Source organism: Spirosoma sp. KCTC 42546 (assembly GCF_006965485.1).
GTDB lineage: Bacteria > Bacteroidota > Bacteroidia > Cytophagales > Spirosomataceae > Spirosoma.
Genome location: NZ_CP041360.1, coordinates 4,050,707 through 4,067,006 on the forward strand (window position 1 = coordinate 4,050,707; position 16,300 = coordinate 4,067,006).

General features: G+C 48.1%; 14 protein-coding genes and 1 tRNA gene. 3 read left to right on the top strand and 12 right to left on the bottom strand.

Translation table 11 applies throughout. The annotated features are described in order from the left end of the window. Positions 1 to 316: 316 nt before the first annotated feature. The 4 genes from EXU85_RS16480 to EXU85_RS16495 form a co-directional block, all read right to left on the bottom strand. Positions 317 to 391: transfer RNA gene (locus EXU85_RS16480), tRNA-Val, on the bottom strand. Positions 392 to 497: 106 nt separating this feature from the next. Further along, entirely contained in the window at positions 498 to 1,808 is a 1,311-nt protein-coding gene (locus tag EXU85_RS16485) for an MFS transporter (protein ID WP_142773137.1), read from the bottom strand. A gap of 103 nt (positions 1,809 to 1,911) precedes the next feature. Beyond that, the gene (locus tag EXU85_RS16490; RefSeq protein WP_142773138.1) at positions 1,912 to 2,796 is read right to left on the bottom strand and encodes an alpha/beta fold hydrolase; all 885 of its coding nucleotides are present in this window, start codon (positions 2,794 to 2,796) and stop codon (positions 1,912 to 1,914) included. A gap of 277 nt (positions 2,797 to 3,073) precedes the next feature. Continuing rightward, complete coding sequence (locus EXU85_RS16495) at positions 3,074 to 3,856, bottom strand: tyrosine-protein phosphatase (RefSeq protein WP_371732023.1); 783 nt, start codon at positions 3,854 to 3,856, stop codon at positions 3,074 to 3,076. Between the two features lie 156 nt (positions 3,857 to 4,012). On the opposite strand from EXU85_RS16495, the gene EXU85_RS16500 reads away from it, so the two are divergent. Genes EXU85_RS16500 through EXU85_RS16510 form a run of 3 tightly spaced genes read left to right on the top strand, consistent with a single transcriptional unit; the run spans position 4,013 to position 7,005 of the window. Beyond that, positions 4,013 to 4,810, top strand: a complete 798-nt coding sequence (locus EXU85_RS16500) for a WecB/TagA/CpsF family glycosyltransferase (RefSeq protein ID WP_142773139.1) — start codon at positions 4,013 to 4,015, stop codon at positions 4,808 to 4,810. Between the two features lie 33 nt (positions 4,811 to 4,843). Then, entirely contained in the window at positions 4,844 to 5,797 is a 954-nt protein-coding gene (locus EXU85_RS16505) for a glycosyltransferase (protein WP_142773140.1), read from the top strand. 2 nt (positions 5,798 to 5,799) lie between these two features. Beyond that, a complete protein-coding gene (locus EXU85_RS16510; RefSeq protein WP_142773141.1) occupies positions 5,800 to 7,005 on the top strand; it encodes a glycosyltransferase family 4 protein in 1,206 nt (401 codons plus the stop codon). Positions 7,006 to 7,076: 71 nt separating this feature from the next. Here the strand turns inward: EXU85_RS16510 and EXU85_RS16515 are convergent, their stop codons facing one another. From EXU85_RS16515 to EXU85_RS16550, 8 genes are all read right to left on the bottom strand, one after another. Continuing rightward, the gene (locus EXU85_RS16515) at positions 7,077 to 7,781 is read right to left on the bottom strand and encodes an acyltransferase (protein ID WP_142773142.1); all 705 of its coding nucleotides are present in this window, start codon (positions 7,779 to 7,781) and stop codon (positions 7,077 to 7,079) included. Between the two features lie 54 nt (positions 7,782 to 7,835). After that, a complete protein-coding gene (locus EXU85_RS16520; protein WP_142776737.1) occupies positions 7,836 to 8,714 on the bottom strand; it encodes a glycosyltransferase family 2 protein in 879 nt (292 codons plus the stop codon). Between the two features lie 16 nt (positions 8,715 to 8,730). Next, on the bottom strand, positions 8,731 to 10,128 hold the full coding sequence (locus EXU85_RS16525; protein ID WP_142773143.1) for a hypothetical protein: 1,398 nt from the start codon (positions 10,126 to 10,128) through the stop codon (positions 8,731 to 8,733). Continuing rightward, positions 10,125 to 10,781 (bottom strand): DapH/DapD/GlmU-related protein, encoded by a 657-nt coding sequence (locus EXU85_RS16530; RefSeq protein ID WP_246859584.1) that lies wholly within the window; start codon positions 10,779 to 10,781, stop codon positions 10,125 to 10,127. The genes EXU85_RS16525 and EXU85_RS16530 overlap by 4 nt, the downstream gene beginning before the upstream one ends. Then, entirely contained in the window at positions 10,750 to 12,102 is a 1,353-nt protein-coding gene (locus tag EXU85_RS16535; RefSeq protein WP_168207808.1) for an oligosaccharide flippase family protein, read from the bottom strand. The genes EXU85_RS16530 and EXU85_RS16535 overlap by 32 nt, the downstream gene beginning before the upstream one ends. Before the next feature lie 145 nt (positions 12,103 to 12,247). Then, positions 12,248 to 12,916, bottom strand: a complete 669-nt coding sequence (locus EXU85_RS16540) for a sugar transferase (RefSeq protein ID WP_142773145.1) — start codon at positions 12,914 to 12,916, stop codon at positions 12,248 to 12,250. 12 nt (positions 12,917 to 12,928) lie between these two features. Then, positions 12,929 to 15,277, bottom strand: a complete 2,349-nt coding sequence (locus EXU85_RS16545; protein WP_142773146.1) for a tyrosine-protein kinase — start codon at positions 15,275 to 15,277, stop codon at positions 12,929 to 12,931. A gap of 17 nt (positions 15,278 to 15,294) precedes the next feature. Next, complete coding sequence (locus EXU85_RS16550) at positions 15,295 to 16,077, bottom strand: polysaccharide biosynthesis/export family protein (protein WP_142773147.1); 783 nt, start codon at positions 16,075 to 16,077, stop codon at positions 15,295 to 15,297. Positions 16,078 to 16,300: the final 223 nt, after the last annotated feature.

Here is a 16,300-nt window from a genome sequence, read left to right on the forward strand (position 1 = left end):
AGAAGGTCACGAAGCAACTGATAAGCTGCTTGGCTATCTCCCGAAGCCCAAGAAGAAATGTTAGTGGATGTTCGGGAATCGAGAAAGGACGAGAGTCATGGTAATTTTTGGTCACCCAACTACGGAGTCATAACCAACTAGTAGAAACCACTGATACGAATTTATCTTGTTTATAAGTGTTTTTTGTCCTAGGATTATCATGTAATATGTAGATTCTCACTATGGAAATAACCAATTTGAGTACAGTTTACATACAGTAAAACGCAAAAAAGGCCCAAATTCAGCGAATTTGGGCCTTTTAGACAACGTGTCCCGGTAGGAAGTAGCGGGCTCGAACCGCTGACCTCTGCTCTGTCAAAGCAGCGCTCTGAACCAACTGAGCTAACCTCCTTTATTAATGGAAAATGGATAATGTAAAACGTATAATGACAGATCAAGCTCAAGTACATTACCCATTGTTCATTGTACATTATTCATTCCCGAAAGGGAGTGCAAACTTACAAAACTTCCTCTGTTTCCAAATGGGTATGGTAAACTTTTTGTGAGGGAATGCGCCATAACAGCACAAAACCGATCACGAAAAGCACCAGCAGGGCCAGAATACTGTTGCGCATGCTCCCCGTAATCTGTTCAATCAGGCCATACACTAGTGTACCTAATACGATGGAGGTTTTTTCGGTCACGTCGTAGAAGCTGAAATACGACGCGGTGTCGGTAGTTGCGGGAATGAGCTTGGAATAGGTGGAGCGGGAAAGGGATTGAATACCGCCCATGACCAGCCCAACCACGCCCGCCAGTACGAAAAACTGCGATTCAGTTTGTACGTAGTAGGCGGCTGCGCAAATGCCAATCCAGATCAGTACCGCCGTCATCAGTGCGTACGTATTACCAATGATTCCCGATAATCTGGAGAAGCCATACGCACCCGGAATGGCCACTAATTGAATGAGCAAAATGGTGATAATCAGGCTCTGTCCGGGGAGCCGTAACTCGTCGCTGCCAAAAATGGTCGCTACGTACATCACGGTTTGAACCGCCATGTTATAGACGAAGAACGATACCAGAAATCGCTTGGCTAAGGGGCGCTCCTGTAAGTCGTTCCAGACATGCCGCAATTCCTTAAACCCATTTAACAGGTAATTGCCCGACTGAGCCGCCTTTTTCGTGCCATCGGGCAGCCGGCTGAAGGGTATCTGAGCGAAACCAACCCACCACAAACCAACGGTCAGAAAGGCAATTCGAGACGCCATAGCTTCGGAGATATTGCCGAACCACTCGCGTTTCAGAATCACCAGCAGGTTAACCACCATGAGCAGAACGCTCCCCAAATACCCCATCGAAAAACCCCGCGCACTCACCCGGTCGTACTGGTCTTCGGTGGCAATGTCGGGCAGGTACGAATTATAGAACACGATACTGCCACTCCAGCCAATCAGGCTGATCCAGAAGCAGATAACAGCAAAGGTGGTGGTTTCCTTCGTGAAGAAATACAGCAGACTGCAACTGATAGCGCCCGTGTAGCAAAACACTTTCATAAATGTTTTCTTCTTCCCACTATAATCGGCAATGGCTGTACATAGGGGCGACAGCAGGGCCGTAAACAGAAAAGCTGCCGAAATGGTGTAGGAAAACAGGACCGAGTTTTTGATGGAGAGTCCCAGGAAATTTATAACGGGTCCGCCTTCACTATTGAGTGCAGTGGCCGAAAAGTAAACCGGGAAAATACTGGAGACAATAACCAGGGAGTGAACCGAATTCGCCCAGTCGTAAAATGTCCAGGCAGTCAGGGTACGGGGGTTGTTTTTCATTTACCAAGGTGTATTGGGTGGAGTGAGTTAAGTTGGTGGAGTAAGTTAACTAGGTGAAGTGAGTTATTCGTTAGCGTACAACAAACATACTACACATACAACACTATTTACCTACTCCACTAACTCCACTTAAAAACTCAATAACGGCTCGTGTAAACGCATGATTTGAATCTCCGGCTACCATATGGCCAGCGTCGGCTACGCTTACACTTTGCACATGCGGAACGGCATCTAAAAATTCTGCCATTACTTTTTCGCTCACCACATCGCTGATGCCTCCCCGAACAATGAGCGTTGGCACCGTGAGGGCATTGGCCGCCCGGTATAATCGCTCTTCATTTTGTATCTGTTTGTCAGGACTGGTTGTGTGTCGCCAGACGGAGAGCATGGTTGGGTCCCAGTGCCAGTAGTAGCGCAATTCGCCGGTTGGGCTTTGACGTAGTCGCAGGTTTTTCTCCAGACGACTGTGATCCGAGGGGCGTGGCCGGTGGGGGAGATAGGCCGCCACGGCTTCGGCCGCTTCGGTTAAACTGGCAAAGCCATCCTGATTATTGCTCATAAACGCAAATATCCGTTCAATGCCTTTCTGCTCCGTGCGGGGGGCAATATCGACCAGCACAATAGCGGTGCAGATCGATTCCGTTCCGGCTGGACGTTCGCCTTCCGCTATCAGGGCCGTCATACCGCCCATCGATGCCCCAACAAGGGCCGGTTTCTGATCGAGCTGGGCCACAACAGCCCGGAGGTCTTTAGCCAGGTAATCAATTGTATACTGCCCATCCGCCGACCAGTCGCTGTCGCCATGTCCGCGGGCATCGAGGGCTATGGCATACCAACCCGCATCGGCCAGCCAACGGGCGGTGTCGCCCCAGGAATGGCGCGTTTGGCCACCGCCGTGAAGGAGTAGCACAGGCGGATTTGAGGGATCACCCCAGGCATCGGCGGTTAGAAAAAAATTGGGTTCAGTTTCAAAACGAAGTGATTTCATATAGGGGATTCTCGTGTTCTCGCTTGGCTTAGCCGAGTGAGGACTATTGGTTCAAGGGCCTCTGGCCCGTTTTGGACATTTTTCTTTATTGCACCGGCCGGAAGCCGTTAAAAATATAGCCCTCACTCGGCTAAGCCAAGCGAGAACGATAGGCTATATTTTTGTCGTGGTGTCAGTTTCTTAAAACCGACACCACCAAACTACCCTACGAGCTTAACCTGACTAGTATGATGAGGACATAGACTGAGGATTCGAATCCAACTTGGTCAAACGTTACTTACGTGTTGGTTAACTCCGTAATAAGTTCCTGATTACGGAGAGGTTGCTGTTGCAGTAAGTGATAGTCAGAGGCCGTAAACAACTTGCCATAGGATTCCAGATCGGTGGGCCGGTGAAGATCTGATCCAATAAAATCGACCCATTTATTGGTTAAAAAACGATGTGCCTGCGCCTGTACCCGACGGCCATAACGTCCGGTCATTGATCCCCAGTTGAGTTGAAACAGACAGCCTGCATTCCGTAAATCAGCGAGTAGTTTCAGGTCACTGTGGTAATAGGTATAGCGTTCAGGGTGCGCCAGTAAAGGCTGGTAGCCCTGCCCCAGTAAATGAAAGACAATTTCATGCAGAAAATTTGGCGCGGCTGCCCAGCCTGTTTCAAAAAGCACGTACTTCTGTTTCCCGAAACTCGACAACTGGTCGGCACGGAGCAGGTCCAGGAATAAATCGTCGAGCAGATATTCCGCAGCTACCTGGATCGTTATCGGAATCTGATGTTCCTTTACCAGGTTCTGTAGCATACGCTGACCTTTTAAAAGATCCTCCTGCCTGTTTGGGTACCAGTCCTGACTAACGTGTGGGGTTGTAATAACCCGTTGAATACCCCAGGCCGAAAGCTGTTGCAGACAAACAAGGGCTTCTTCCGGGCTGGATACACCATCATCGACTCCCGGAAGCAAGTGAGAATGAATGTCGGCCTGCCAGTAACAGCCCGGTTGATCCGGTGGTTGATTGGACTGATTTCTGAACGGGGCAAGTAATCGGTTGAGTAACTTATTCACGCTAGTCATTGACGAAAACGATAACTACACCGTCAAGGGTTGTATTTATCGGTGTGTAAAGGTACGGGTAAACGGCTTTGAGATGGTTCGTTCGTACATGTTACTTTTTACCAATTCGGCGTCTACCAACTGACTGTTTACCGAACGGTTTTTGTTATGATTCTCTCCGGTGCCCCCGATTCACGATCACCTCAGTCTGTCCGAAAGAATGTTGTTAGCCTGGAGATAAGCCTCAGTTCATACCAACAGTTTATACAGGACATACTGCAAGCCGCTTGTCTGCGTAAGTCGGGTTACGCCTGTTTTGCCAATGCCCATATGATCGTTGAAGCGGTTCGCGATCCGGCGTTTGCAGAGATGGTTAACAGGGCTACCTGGACAACTGCCGATGGGGTGCCGGTAGCCTGGGCAATACGCCTGTTATACGGACGTCGACAGGAGCGTATTACAGGACTCGATGTATTACCTGCACTACTTCAGGAGGCACCCCGGCACGATGTTTCGGTTTATGTCTACGGGTCTACACCGGCAGTGCTCGAACGTTGTGCCGATTACTGTGCGCAACATCACCCGGAACTGTCCATTTCGGGTCTATATGCTCCTCCGTTTCGGGCATTGACAGCCGGGGAAGAAGAGGAGGTTGTTGAACGTATCCGGACGTCGGGTGCCGGGCTTGTTTTTGTCGCACTGGGTTGCCCCAAACAGGAGAAATGGATGGCTGCCCTGTCGCATCGGATTCCAGCTGTTTTGCTGGGCGTCGGAGGGGCGCTGCCCGTTACAGTTGGCGTACAAAAACGGGCACCCAACTGGATGCAATTTGCTGGTTTAGAGTGGTTGTATCGATTCTTTCAGGAGCCTCGCCGACTGTTCTCCCGCTATTTTAGTACGAACTCCCTGTTTGTATTTTACCTCACCCGGCAATGGATTCGTCAGTGGCTCCAGGCGGATAACTAATACATCATACACCTTACCTCATATATCTGGCATATGCCTGCTCCCATTGTTTTATTTGCCTATAAACGTGCCAGCGAACTTCAACGAACAGTAACCGCGCTTCAGGCCAACTACCTGGCGGACCAAAGCGAGTTGTATGTTTTTGTCGATGGGCCCCGGCCCGGACGTGCCGATGAGTTGGCTAAAGTAGACGCTGTACGGGCCGTTCTGGATAATCTTACTGGATTTCGACGCATCCACCGGCTATATCGGGAGCAGAATATGGGCTGCGCCAACTCGATTATTGCGGGGGTAACGGCTGTACTGCAAACCCATCCGTCTGTTATTGTGCTGGAAGATGACATAGTAACCAGTCGCAATTTTCTGGATTATATGAATCAGTGCCTAGAGCGATACGCCGATACGCCGACGGTTTTTTCGATTGGGGGCTACACGTTTCCGTTTCCACGACCTCAAGGCTATGAATCGGATGTGTATTTTTTCGGGCGGACCTGCGCCTGGGGGTGGGGCATCTGGGCCGATCGCTGGGAACAGGTCGATTGGGCGTTGAGGGATTTTGATACGTTTATTACCGATGAATCGGCCTGTAAAGCGTTCAATGCCAATGGCCAGGATCGGGTTCGCATGTTGAAACGAGCCTATACAAAAGAAATTGATGCCTGGGATATTCGCCTGTGTTACAGCGAGTTTAAATGGGGTGGCGTAACGGTCTATCCTACCATTTCCAAGACAATCAATATCGGCATCGACTCGGTCGATTCAACTACGGAGGTTGTATACAATCGGTATAAAACGGTGCTGGATAATAGCCTACCCCGGCGGCTTCAACTACCGGCCGATGTGTCGGTTAACCCAGCGTATGCACGGCGGTTTCGCCGGAAGTTTAGTGTTCCGGTGCGGATGTGGAACAAACTAAAAACCTTCCTGCTGGCAAGTCGTCTGGCTATCGGAAAGCGCGCAGGCGTTGGTAAACCGGTGGAACAATAGCCATGCGCGTATTACTGATTCATAATTTTTACCAGCAGGCGGGAGGAGAAGATACTGTGTTTCAACAGGAAGCAGCTATGCTTCGGGAAAACGGGGTAGACGTAGAAATGTTGACGTTTACTAACGAAAATTTCGAGGGAACATTACTCAACAAGTTTGGAGCAGCTACCCGGTCGATGTATAGTACGGATTCAGGCGACCGGGCCGGGCAGGTGATCGACCGGTTTCGACCCGATGTCGTTCATATTCACAACCTGTTTTATACCGCAACGGCCGCTGTCATTCGGGTGGCAAAGCAACGGGGCGTGCCTGTGGTGATGACCTTACATAACTACCGGTTAGTTTGTGTTAGCGGCCTGTTGATGCGCGAGGGGAAGATTCCCTGCGAAACCTGCCTCACCCAACTGGTACCGTTGGCGGGTATACGTCATGCCTGTTTCCGACAATCGCACCTGCAATCGGCGCAGTTAAGCCTGATTACTATGCTTCATAAACTATCTGGAATCTGGCGACGTGTAGACCGGTTTGTAGTACTGACGGAATTTGCACGCCAGAAAATTTTGTCGTCATCCCTGGATCTTTCACCCACTCAAGTAGTGGTCAAACCCAATTTTGTGCCCGATGCAGGCTACGCTGAGCCTGGGCAACGACAGGATCAATTTCTGTTCATCGGTCGACTTTCGCCTGAAAAGGGGATCCGAGTCATACTGGAAGCGGCCCGAAAAAAGCCGTTTAACCTACGAATTATTGGCGATGGTCCCCTGGCAGATGAAGTGAAAGAGGCCGTTGCTTCGTTACCGCATGTGGAGTTTACGGGCTGGCAGAATCGGTCCACTGTTCTGGCCGCTCTGAAAACCTGCCGGGCCGTACTGGTACCGTCCGTCTGGTATGAGGGATTACCAACGGTTATTCTGGAAGCTTTCTCGACAGGTACCCCCATCATTTGCTCCGATCAGGAAAATCTGAACCAGATTGTTAAGGATGAGCAGACCGGACTCCTGTTTAAAACCGGCAACAGCGACGACCTGAACCGGGTCATTGAGCGAATGAATCAGCAGCCGGAATTAGTCAGTCGATTGGCACAGGCCAGTAGAGGAGAATTCCCTCATTATTCAAAAGAAACGGCGTACAAGGCTACGATGAAGCTTTATGATGAATTGGTTAAGCAAAATTTATTGTCCACAGAGGCACAGAGAATACAGAGGTAAAAAAAGTTAAAAATTACCAATTTATAATCTCTGTGTTCGCTGTGTCTCCGTGGACAATAAATTTTGTGCGATTAACCATCGTACAGGCGCTCCTGTGCCCAGTTTATATTGTCTTTCAGTAGTTTAGCTGGGTTTCCTCCGATGATGATTCCCTCCTGATCGAACGATTTGGTTAGGACGGAGCGCGTAGCGACAATGGAATTTTTTCGGATGCGGACGCCTTTTAGAATGCTGCAATGGGCGGCTATCCAGACGTGATCATCAATAACAACATCTTTAGCATAGTTGATTCGTTGCCCGGTTGTGGCATCCAGAATCGAATGCGAATCGCCGGTACGCACATCTATATCGTAGGCCAACAAACAATCCTCGCCGATCCGTATGCTGGAACCAGGCTCCGTAACTGCCACATGAACATCTTCGATCATCGTGCGCGTGCCAATACTAATTTCGCCCCGTTCATCTTCGATCCACAGACTACCCCCTCGTTTAAACCGAACCTGTTTGGCAATATGAATCCGATTCGAATTGCCCCGGATGTATACCGTGAGTCCATGCAGACGGGCACCCTCTTCAATAAGAATCGTGTTATCATTACCATCAATATCGATCGTACAGTTTACACAAAATGCCGACCGGCTAATGGAGAGCTTATTCCGCTTACCTTGGATCGTTTTCGTAACGGTGGATTTGAAAAACGAACCTGACTTAATCACTAATGCCAGTTTCAGAAGCATCGGATGCTGCTTGATAAATTCGTAGACTCGTTGCTTCATGCCCTTAGTGTCATTGGATACTTGATTGGGGTAGACCTGTTGTTGAGATACGGATTAGTCGTTCATCAGTTTCCTGCGTACGTACCCGCCGAAGATCCGGGCCAAGTCAAAGGTCAGGTAGATTAGAAAAGCGGGTGCGTGAATACGGGCAAAGTGATACCTGGTCTTTAGGTTAATGGGTGATCGTGTCGTGAACAAAGCCCTTAAAAACTGTCGTATTGAGGTGGACTTGTTAAGGGCTAACCCAGTGGCCTCGGCATGTTCATAGACCACACAATTTGTGGCCACAAATAATGAAAAACCTGCTTTTCGGGCACGGATCGAAAAGTCGAGGTCGGCCATATGGTGCTGAAAATGAAGTTCATCGAGCAAACCGATTTTGCTAAATACTGAGATCGGTATCAGCATACCCCTGCCTGGCAGGCAATCGGAGGGAATATAGTGTGGGCCGGTTGCTAACAGAGCCTGTTGCTGTTTGAAACGGGTTTTGGCCAAATCCCGAATTTTCGCAAACGACATGTCAATATGGGTTCCTGCATACAGAAGTCGGCCAGGCTCCCGGATATCGACAGATACTGAGCCGATTATACAGGGTTGCTTAGCAGAATAGGCATTGAGCAGATTGGCCAGATAATTGGGGGCAATTTCCGTATCATCGTTTAAGGTCAACAGGAAGTCATTGGGTTGGCTTTTCAGGTGATCCAGTACATATTGAATACCCAGATTGGTGCCGCCCGCCCACCAGAGCGAGCCTGTACCCATGCGAACAAGTACGTTGGGAAATTCGGCCTGTATCATATCCGCCGTTCCGTCCGTTGATCCATCATCAACCACAACAACCTGATGAGCCTGCTCCGTTTGATCCCTCAAACAGGCCAGGCATTTTCGGGTATACTGCTTTCGATTATGGACCGGAATAACAACGTAAATCATACCCTCAGATTTCAGATTAGCGGATAGGAGCGTTGAGGTGTGATAGCCCATCCTGAGAAACATTGTTAACGGAGTCTATCGAAACGGTCAGACGAATCGTTGGTCTGGCCAGCCGTATTACGATGTGCAGATAGAACAAAACGGTTAACGAGCCTGCCGTAACGGAACTTTGCCCAAATACGGTGAGCATGAGCAGCGAAAAGATAATGATCAGCAGAATCATATTGGATTTCATTTTGGCATGGAGCATGGCATACGAGACATAGCTGACTACATAGCCGAAGGCAAGCATGACAATAAGCCCGTAAAAGTCGTACGCGAAGTACAGTTCCGAAATCAGCCCGGTTCGAATACCCATTGTGTTATCGGGATCGAACAGGGTCATAAACGTGAGCGCACTATCTTTTGTAATGAGGTCGGCTTTATTGATTCCTGCAATACTTAGGATGCCCGAATTGATAAAGTTGGCCAGGGTGCTCGCTGTCAGATCATAACCCGGTATTTCTCCCGGTTTAAACTCGTTCACGGCTCGGATATATTCCCGGAATTCGACCCCCATGGGTAATCCTTCCCGGGCAAACTGTGAGGATGAACTGCTGCCAAGCCGTAGATTTTGCAGGCTAACATAGAGGATGGCGGCTACCACGATCATGACGATGGATCGTGTATTGATGGTGAACTTCCCGGCCATTATTTTTTCGTAGAAGAAAATAGACCCGATCGAAATGAGCAGAAACAGGCGTTTACTGTCAATGGAGGTAATGAGAATTGCCAGAATCGTCAGGGACAGCCAGACTACTTTTTCGGGTGTTCGCTGACTTCTCAGGAAACGATCATACAGCAATACGGCCGACACACAGTTAAAGAAGCCAAAATTATAGACGTATCCATAGTCGATATGGTACATTTTCTCGGTTACGTCGCTGCCGGAAAAGATAGGAATATAGCCCACATTACGGATGAAATCGACAAACCAGATGAGTGGGAAAAGTAGTAATGGATATTCAAGCCAGGTTAAATCGGTATACAGGGGACGGCCTTTTTCCTGATGCTCTGGTGTGATGGATGGAACGGTACAGTTAATGTCGTAAATAAACATGCCAATGCTCATGGCAATGAGAAAACTATTGTAAATGATACAACCTTCATCCATGGAGATGAAGTATGGATTAATGGCGTAGTAGTTCAGTATTTTAAGTTCTCCAATGTAAAGCCACAGAATCCAGAACGTGAGAAAGGCTTTGGTGAAACGGTTCTTCAGGTGGAATAAGATGAAGATTGGAATAATCAAGAGCGTATGGCTCAGGAGGGAGGGATAAATAAAGTACTCCGTATAGCCAAATACAGCCTGATAGACCAGGGGCGTAACCTGCGCGGCTATACAACACATGATTAGCAGGAAGTACTTTTTCATCGTGTTGAGTCGGTCAATAGATCGTTTATGTACCTGGCAGGGTTACCAGCCCATATCTGGTTGGCCGGAACGCTTTTCGTGACAACCGAGCCCGCTCCAATTACGGCATGATGGCCAATGGTAACACCCTTCAAAATAGTCACGTGTGCACCGATGAAGGCACCGTCCTGAATAACCACGGGTGCAGTAGCCGCCAGTGCATTGTCTGCATAGCCTGCCCGCTGGCGTACATCCAGACTATGAAAGTCCGTGTCATAAATAACGGTGTTTCCGCCAATGGTAACGTGATTGCCTATCGTAATGGACTCGTGGCAAACCAGGGCGGTGGCACTCATACCTACGTGATTGCCGATGTGTATTTGTCCGCCCAGATTCGCAATGAAAAAGCAGGGCTGTTGTCGCCCGATTCGATTACTGTAATTCATGCCGTTGATGAAAACAAAGGATTCCCCAATCACCAGTTGGCTACCATCCGTAATATCAACAACCGGAATCCCATAACTCCTCATGCCTTTACCGTAGACTACACCATTGAGGTAAAAATAGAGCCGGGTCAGCAGGGTTTGACCAACGTACCAGATCCGTCGTTTTATGAACCGGATGGTGCGATATAGTAGCCTGCTAATCCTGAAGAGCATAGTTCGCGGGTTCATGGCTCAATGTGTTCATAATCTGACGGTATTGCCGCATACATATCACCAGCAGAAAGCAATTCCACAGCGTACCGGCAATGACAACACTGGCGGGGCCTGCATTGGTAAACTGAAAAAGAACATAGTTTAGGGGGAAGTATAACACAATGCCCACCAGTGATGCTTGTACCAGTGTTTTAATCTGGCCGACGCCGTTGATAAAGTAGTTGTAGTTACTCAGGAAGATAAAACTGATGACGTAGGCCGTCAACCAGATGGAAAGACTGGTTGGAACCTGGATTTTGTGACCTATCCATAATGAAAAAACTAGTTGAGCTACCGCAAGCATCAGGAGGGCCAGGATGGCCATACCCGCACAGATCAGATTGAGTCGCCGGATAGTAGCCCGTATCCAACGAGTGTCTCGTTTGATGTACGCATCGGTAAAGGCCGACCAATACGGGGTGATGAAAATGCCGTACAGGAATGGCAATACACTGAAGTATTTATTGGCAATACTATACGGAGCCACGCTGTTGGACCCCAGATAATATGAAATGAAAAGCCCTCCGGAAGTGAACACAATAATGCTCACCAGTTGAAGAAAAAAAAACTGCCCGCTTATCGTCACTAACTTTTTGATCAACGAAACGTCGATGTAGGAAATACCGGGGGCGAGTCGGGCGTAAGTCGTGCGAAAAAAATAAACGGAAACTCCACCAAAGACTAGTACGGGAACCAGGTTATAGATATGGGCAATAACCACCAGAGAGGCATGGAGAAAAACCGAAGCGGCATAGATCAGCAAGATGACGGCCACATTGACGATCAATAAAATCCACGCCACAGCTGCGGCCCGCTGGTCGGCCAGTAAAATGGAGTTGATCGGCTTCAGCAGAAGTTGAATGCTGAAACTTATCAATGTATAGGTAATTATTGTGTTAATGAGTGCGGGCTGGTCGCTGTCAATATTAAGCAGGCTAGTCCAGTCCAGGAAAAAGTGTAGGGTGCCAAAAATCACACAGAACATAAGGGCAAATGCGCCCGAAAGAAAATACAGGGTACTAACGTAGTTTTTGGCGGCCGCATCATTCCCGGTATCAAAAAAGAGGACCAAACTATTTCGGAGACCGTTGCCAAAACTTACATCTACTAAGCTGAACCAACTGGTCAGAAAGGTAATGGTCATCCAGATGCCAAAGTCCTTGACACTGATGAACTGAACGGTTAATGTTACGGTCAGAAACCCAATTACCACACCAGCCCCTTTCAGAAAGATCGACTCGATCACGTTTCGATAGACGATCAGGCTTCGAGCATCAATACGGTGATGTTTACTCAATTTAACCACAAGCGGAGTTTTAAAAGTTATGCATACCTATCAACTTAGGTATACCCTGGATCGTTAAGTGGTGGATATTAGGTTATCTGTTATTTACTAATAATTTGATAGTCAACTAAATAGCTGCTAATGTTTGCTCAATTAATTAAAATGCATCTGTGTTACCCGTAAACATGGCTGCCAGCGTTTGGAAGCATATGTAGATATCGAATAAAAAAGACGCTTTCTGAATGTAGAACAGGTCGTAGCGAACCCGGTGTTTCATCATCAATGGATAGGTCATTCCTCCCCGACATCCACTAACCTGCGCCAGCCCCGTAATACCCGGACGAATGCCGTTTCGTAATGAATAGGTAGGTAGGACGTGCCAATATTCAGCATCTAACCCAAGTGGATGGGGGCGGGGCCCTACCAGACTCATGTCGCCCAGGAGTACGTTCAGGAACTGGGGCATCTCGTCCAGATTTGTCCGGCGCAATAGACGGCCAAGGGGAGTTACACGCGGGTCATTTTTCGCGGCTTGACGAAAAACGCTTGTACCGGATGGTGGGGTGTACATTGTCCGGAATTTTAAACACCTGAACTGCTGCCCGTTTCGGCCTGACCGAAGCTGCACGAAAATAGCTGGCCCCGGCGAAGTAAGCCGGATAGCCAAGCAAATAAGTGGAATCATCCAACTTAACAAGAGTAGAGTGACCAACGCACTCATAACCAGATCGACGATTCGTTTGGCTGGATAGCCACTGGTTTGGGTTGCAATGAAAGGGATGACTCGTTTCTCAAGCCTTTGGGAGTTAATTGCTTCGGAGACCATACGATTCCAGAATTAATTAGGATTGAACCGACTGAGAAAAGACTTTTTTTTCTGCACTCCTTTGGTCTGGTACAAATCGCTTTTGTAGCCGCCATAACTATAGTAGCTGGATGCGTCGTTCTGTACAGCGTTGAGTATAACATTGAGTTTATTGAATCGCTTCTCCCGATATAACGAGTCCAGCATTTTCAGGCAGTTCTTCGGCGTAACATCGTGCCGAACAATGTAGAGAGTTGCATCAGCATGCTGGGCAATCAACTGGGCATCGGTCACTAATCCCACTGGGGGCGCATCGATCAGAATATAATCGAAGTGACGCCGAAGATCCATAATGAGCTGCTGTAGTCGGGGGCTGCTCAATACTTCCGACGGATTGGGGGGAAGTGGGCCACTTGTAATGATGAAATAATTTGGTTTATCGGGCAGAGGAGTGACAATTTGGGGTAAGCTTGTTTCGCCCGAGAGGTAATTGCTTAGCCCAGGACCATCGGGCAAATTAAGCGACTGGCGAAGCCGGGGTTTACGAAGATCCATCTCCAGAATTACGGTCCGCATACCCACTAACGCCAGACTTGCACCGAGGTTCAATGAGATAAATGACTTCCCTTCTCCCTCAATGCTGGACGTAAAGAGCAATACCTGACTACTATCCTGGCTACTTCGGAGGTAATTTAAATTAGTTCGCAGCATCCGAATCTGCTCGGCAATAACGGTATTGCTCCGGTTGGCAACGACAAGTGCTTCGGACTGCTTTTTCTTGACGATCTCACCCAGAATTGGAACCTGTGTGCCTTCTTCAACATCTGATCGGTGCATGACCCGGTTATTGACCAGATCGTACACGGCCAGAAAAGCCGCTGGCAAGACTAAGCCCGCTAGCCCAAACAGTAGAAATAGTAAGGATTTATTGGGCTTTATAGGCTTCTCATCCGTCAGGGCGGCATCAATAACACGGGAGTCTGATATAGCCGATGCGTAGGAAACCGCCGTTTCTTCCCGTTTTCTTAGTAAATAGGTATATAAATCATTTTTAATAGCCTGTTGCCGGGTGATATTCAATAGGATACGCTCCTTGGCAGGAATTGTGCGGATAACGCTTTCTATTTTATGATTTTTGGCTAAGAACTGCTGTTGGGCTCCGGCTAGGATTTTCTGCATCGTCCCAATGTTTTCTGAAATATTGGACCTGACCGTTTGAAGCTGGCTGTTGACCGTTTGTAACAATGGATTCTTCTCCGAGGTTGTCCGCATTAATTGATCACGCTGGGCTTCCAGTTTTGTGAACGTTTCGAAAAGACCGAGCAAGGTGGGGTCATTCAAGCCGAGTGTGGCTGGTGTGCCACTGCGGTACGCCGGTTGGCTATTCACATACTTTTGAACGTCGTTCAGCGCCTGTAACTGAATGGTTACCTGACTCAGTTCGGTGTCGTTTTGCTGGGCACTTTCAAGGAAACCCTTCGCTTGAAGGCCCAGGTCTGTGATTCCTTCCGATGATTTATAGGTCTCTACCCCTTTTTCAACCGTTTGCAATTCGCCTGACACCAACTGAAGTCGATCATCAATAAAATTCAGTGTATTGGAAGCCACCCGGTTCTTATCTAATACGGAGGCCTTGGTATACAGGTCGATTAATCGATTTAAAATTGCTTCTCCTTTATCGGGAACGCCCGTTTCTATTGAAAGCATGATGACTGTGGACGCCTTACTGGTTGGCTCGGCTTTCAGTACCCTGAGGTAGTTTTTGGCAGTTTTATGGCGGGGAGCTACCTGAATCAGCAGGGGCTCAGTACTGGCCGATATTGCCTGTCGGGGAAAGAAGCGCAACCTGCCCATTGAAGTCTGAATACTCGTATTCAGTGGATACAGTTTATTCTCTACTTTAATGGAGTTGTTGTCGATAAACTGGATCGTAAATGGCTTCTCCTGATACAGGGCGCTGGTCGGTTGCTCGATAATCAGTCGAATGGGGGACTGCTGAAATAACTCCCGTGGGCCATAAGGTGTATCATGGAAATACGTTACATCCAGACCGAGTTCCTGAACGACCTGATTCATGAGGGTGTACGATTTGAACACCTCAATCTCGTTTTCGACAATTTTTTTAGGCGCAAAAATTTCAAGGTCTTTTAAAATATTGTCGGAGTCCAGCCCTTTCTTTTCATCCTTGATCAACAAACTGCTTTGACTCAGATAGATTGGTTGCTTAAACTGCAAATAAACGTAAGCGGCCAACAGCATTAGGCCGAGGGTTATCAGGAACCAATACCAGTGACGAACATAACGGAGCAGGGTGGTCCGGAAGGCGCTGTCTGTATCCATCACCTGGTAGGGTACGTAGGAATAGTTGGATGAATTAGACATAGCAGACTCGGATTGATTTAATTACGGGTGAGTAGGATTGCAATGAATGATAACGCACTTAGTACGGTGGGAACAATCAGGTAAAACCGATCTGCATTTGCCACACGTGCTTTGCCTGGTTCCACATATACAATGTCGTTTGGATGTAGGTAGTAATAGGGCGACCGAAACAAATTGCGCTGGGTTAAGTCAACGCGCGAAAATGTTTTTTTGCCGCTTTCTTCCCGGATAACCAGCACATTATCGCGCCGACCATAAATGGTTGCATCGCCCGCTAAACTTAGGGCTTCTATTAAGGTAACCTGATCGTTGGGAATTGTGAAGAGGGCTGGACGCGTTACTTCGCCCAAAACTGAAATTCGGAAATTCTGATTACGCACATTCACCGTCGGCTCTTTTAAAAAAGGGCTCAATTTTTGCTTGATGAGCGCACTACATTCGCTAACGGTCAGATCACCAACGGAGAGCCGACCTACTAAGGGTAATTCAATTTCGCCCGATGCAGCTACCAGATAACCTGCCATTTCGGGAAGGCCGCTGGTGTTGGCTTGTTGCTGCGTACGCCCAGTTGAGAGTGTGGTGAGAGCGTGCGGGTTAAAAAAAGCGGATGCATCGGCATTGAGGCTACTCACCTGAATCGATAGTACATCACCCTGTTTAATACGGGGGACATAGGATTCGGCGATTGGGACACTGCCTTTTGCACCGGAATTGTCCTGAAAATAAACGACTTGCCTAGACGAAACACAGCTCAATTCCCCGAAGCAAACTCCGCAAAAACATGCTATAACAACGAACATATGGCTTGTAGGGATGCTTAAAGCCCAACGGTTACTCGTATTCAGAGGGTTGTTACAGAGGTGAATCATAAACGGGTAAAAATTTTCCAGACTCAGCATTCCCAAAATAAATTCTTGGCTAAAAAGCTAAATCAGGGTAGACGTGCTTCAGCAGCAGGAATGAGAGTAGAGCATTGAATGCTTGTCTACGGCTAGTAATTTAACCATGAAGTAGCCTTAATCA